The organism is Anaerosporobacter sp. (assembly GCF_965301125.1).
The window spans coordinates 1-3316 of record NZ_CBDLAM010000242.1 but is presented as its reverse complement, the minus strand read 5'-3'; the positions used below and the strand labels follow the sequence as shown (position 1 = coordinate 3316).

The following is a 3316-nucleotide window of genomic DNA, read 5'->3' as shown; positions in this document are numbered from 1 at the left end:
TGCTATGACATTCCCTTGTTCCTGACAAGTCATTTACCTATAAATTCACTTATATGCTTACTCTACCTTTCTAATTCTTGCCCCACCTAATGCTAATCTATTATAATATCCTAACGTATCATTTCCATACGGATATCCCTGAAATAGCACTAACATACTAATATCATCAATTGTTCGATACCACTCATCATTCTCTATATACGGCAAGGAAATATGATACTTAATACCATAATGGTTTGCTATTGCGTTGTGGCTTTCAATATATGTATTCATTGAATCTGTTATACAATTAATAATAATTAACCGTCTCTCCTTATCAAATTTCTCTTGCGTACTTGGTAATAAGCCTGGAAACTGTTCGAACAAATCCACATAATATCCTTCCCATTCTTCCTTAGTATCTATGTTAATAACTCTTATGTAATCCGTAAGGGTATATTGAATCTGATAGGTATCCGTAATTTTTTCAAAAGGAATCCGTTTACTTATCTCGATACTTGTATTCCATTCTAGGGCATTCATGTTGTCTGTTTGTTTAACAACTTGAGGATTCTCTCCCTCAATTTTATGATACGCCAGATATACTCCATCTTGAACAATATATGCAATTACAGGAACATAGTTTGGTAGGGCCTTAGCTTTCAGAGATTCTGCTTCAAGGCCTAGATTCCAAGCTAGATATCTAAAAAAGGAATCTGTTACTGTAGCAAAATCAATAGAGGTAGATTCTATAGAATCTTGATCCACAATTTTTAAGAACGAATCTGATACCGCATTATCAACCGCATTGTTATATTGCATCTGAAGCTTTGTTATGGCTGTTACGGTATCTGTCTTTTGATTAAGTATTAAAAATGCAGCTACCATAATAAGTACAAATACGATACTTAAGTTAATATGCTTCATCTCGTATCAGCCCTCCATAAATAGTAACATAATTTCCATCTGTGTAATCTGTACCTAAAAACAATTCCTGCAATCGTTTTCCTAATGTATTGTTCTTTTGCTTCACTTTAATAGTAAGATAATCGTCTTGGCTCATTAAATAACTATACTCACTCTCCTTGGTATAGAGTTGCTCTAAAATATCTGGTGTGTAATAACACATGTATCTTCTATATGTCTCTTCCTTCTCTCCTACATAATATGAGGTCTCATTATAATCCGCATCGACTTGTTCCCCCTCCTCCTTATAGTACACCACATGGTAGTGGGTCAATTCAACATCATACAGATTGTTACCAAGATCAATTTTTCTCATATATTCCTCATACATCTGTTTCGTTACATATCCAAGATTTCTAACAGAATCTATGAAATAACTTGTCTCTGTTGTCACATACTGCTGCATAAGAATGTCTTGCTTCTGTGCCGTATATTGAATAGGACAAAGAAACATTAATACAACAGCTATTAATATGCCAACAATCTTACTAAATGCATTCATTCAACCCACCTCATCGATATGGATAAATTGCATGTTGTGCATAGATGTTTTCTTTTATCAAATCTACTTCATGATTCAAAGTTTTGGTGATATAGACAAGAAGCGATACTGCTATGCAAAAACATGTAACTGCTGCCATAGTTATTAATAATTCTCTTGCGTTTTCCATACTTAATTAACCTGTGAGAATATAATACCAATAATAGTGTTGTTTATGTCTCGTATAATACTCCCTAAAAATTGAGCATTAGGATTGATATATACGTTACTTAAAGAATTCTGAGCTGTCTTAACCGATGAACTACTAGTTCCAATAATCTCTGTCTGTTTATCATCAAGAATATTAACGTAATAGGTAGAACATTTCTTAGTATTTACTTGAATTGAAATATCACCATTTTTGAATTTATTAATTACATTAACAACTTCACTTCCCGATACATTCAAACCGTCATACATAACTTTATCACTTTCATTAAATTCTGCATTTAACTTAGAAATCTGTCCCGCACCACTTGCAGCTGTATCCCTTGCTTCTCTTGATATATAAAATCCTAATGATATAACGATACAAGTTATAATTGTACCTGCTGCTAAAATTAATCCTTTTAAACTATTATCCATGAAAATCCTCCTTGTACTTTCTTATTATGTAATTAAATTAATACCCCAAAAGGCTTACTAGAACTGAACCTACAAACCCTGCATCTGACCGATATAGGTCATAAACTGAGATATGCTCTCTAGAATAAATGGAATAATTAGATAGCCACCAATTAATATAGCCATCGGTAAAAAAGCTATAAATTTCCCTATTGCACCTTGATTATCTGTACGTATCTCATTATCCTGCTTCCTTTTTTCAATATTGTATGTATAATCACTGGGCACCTCTTCAAATGCAGGATATATTCCTATTCGATCACTAACTTCTAGATTCTTTACAAGGTGCCTGAAAGAATCGTTATTGCAAGATTGATATAGCGTATCTAACGCCTTCTCATTATCCTGTAAAAAACAATCGTTACACTCAAGTATTACTGGTAGGAATATCTCACTTGCGTAGGCAAGCCACTCTAATAATGTCTCTACTGTCATTCTCTTTATGGGAGTCAACATAATAAGCACCGCTTGTAGACGCATTAATTCATCTTCTACATCTCTACTGCCACATGCTAGTTTAACAATCAATTGTATATCTGGGATAAAATACGCGAATAACGTAATTAGAATAATACATAAGAAAATTAGCAGATAATTCAGATCACTAGTTGCAACAGCAACCTCTTGTTCATGAAATAGCAATGATGTTGTAATTAATGATACCTTTCTTTCTCTAAGATTCATAATTATCATTACAATACTAGTAATCATACAAGAAAAAACCGCGAAGCTAATCTTTAAAAACAAAAATTGTGTCACTGAATAACTAGAAGATATACTTACAAGTTTATGATATACTTTCTTCCACTTGTCTTCTCTTCTATGAATACTCTCTAATAAGAATTGTTTAATTCTTGGTATGTTGCAAAGCTTTTCTAGATGAATATGTGGTCTTTTAACCAATTCTTTGGGTTCAATAAGATACTGTATCAATCGGAAAACCATCACAGTGGCTATGCACATTATACATTTAATGATTAATCCATATCCTCCATCATAATACTTTATTAGCTCCGGAAGATTCCCTATACTCCATATACGTATACCTTCCATAAAGAATATTGGAAATACAGTAACAAACAATAACCCACTAAATACATGATTCATACGTTTTCTCCGTAATACTTCATTGTGTATCTCCTCTTTAAGATGATTCATATTACTAAGAAAGGCTGACTTACCCATAATATAAGAATCACCATAGGT

At 32.8% G+C, this 3316-nt stretch carries 5 protein-coding genes; all 5 read right to left on the bottom strand.

All coding sequences use genetic code 11. The features are described 5' to 3' along the window. Positions 1–57: 57 nt before the first annotated feature. Positions 58–906: a hypothetical protein gene (locus tag ACW2QF_RS17815; protein ID WP_455717366.1), complete on the bottom strand. Its 849-nt coding sequence runs from the start codon at positions 904–906 to the stop codon at positions 58–60. Then, complete coding sequence (locus ACW2QF_RS17810; protein WP_455717365.1) at positions 893–1447, bottom strand: hypothetical protein; 555 nt, start codon at positions 1445–1447, stop codon at positions 893–895. The genes ACW2QF_RS17815 and ACW2QF_RS17810 overlap by 14 nt, the downstream gene beginning before the upstream one ends. A 10-nt stretch (positions 1448–1457) precedes the next feature. Beyond that, entirely contained in the window at positions 1458–1616 is a 159-nt protein-coding gene (locus ACW2QF_RS17805) for a hypothetical protein (protein WP_455717364.1), read from the bottom strand. A 2-nt stretch (positions 1617–1618) separates the two neighbouring features. Continuing rightward, positions 1619–2071 (bottom strand): hypothetical protein, encoded by a 453-nt coding sequence (locus ACW2QF_RS17800; RefSeq protein WP_455717363.1) that lies wholly within the window; start codon positions 2069–2071, stop codon positions 1619–1621. Positions 2072–2140: 69 nt separating this feature from the next. Next, positions 2141–3316 (bottom strand): hypothetical protein (locus ACW2QF_RS17795; RefSeq protein ID WP_455717362.1); only part of this gene is annotated, 1176 nt, incomplete at its 5' end.

What these genes read in the sequence shown, in the direction of transcription:
- ACW2QF_RS17815 (WP_455717366.1), bottom strand. Translation starts at nt 906, where the DNA reads ATGAAGCATATTAACTTAAGTATCGTATTTGTACTTATTATGGTAGCT.
- ACW2QF_RS17810 (WP_455717365.1), bottom strand. Translation starts at nt 1,447, where the DNA reads ATGAATGCATTTAGTAAGATTGTTGGCATATTAATAGCTGTTGTATTA.
- ACW2QF_RS17805 (WP_455717364.1), bottom strand. Translation starts at nt 1,616, where the DNA reads ATGGAAAACGCAAGAGAATTATTAATAACTATGGCAGCAGTTACATGT.
- ACW2QF_RS17800 (WP_455717363.1), bottom strand. Translation starts at nt 2,071, where the DNA reads ATGGATAATAGTTTAAAAGGATTAATTTTAGCAGCAGGTACAATTATA.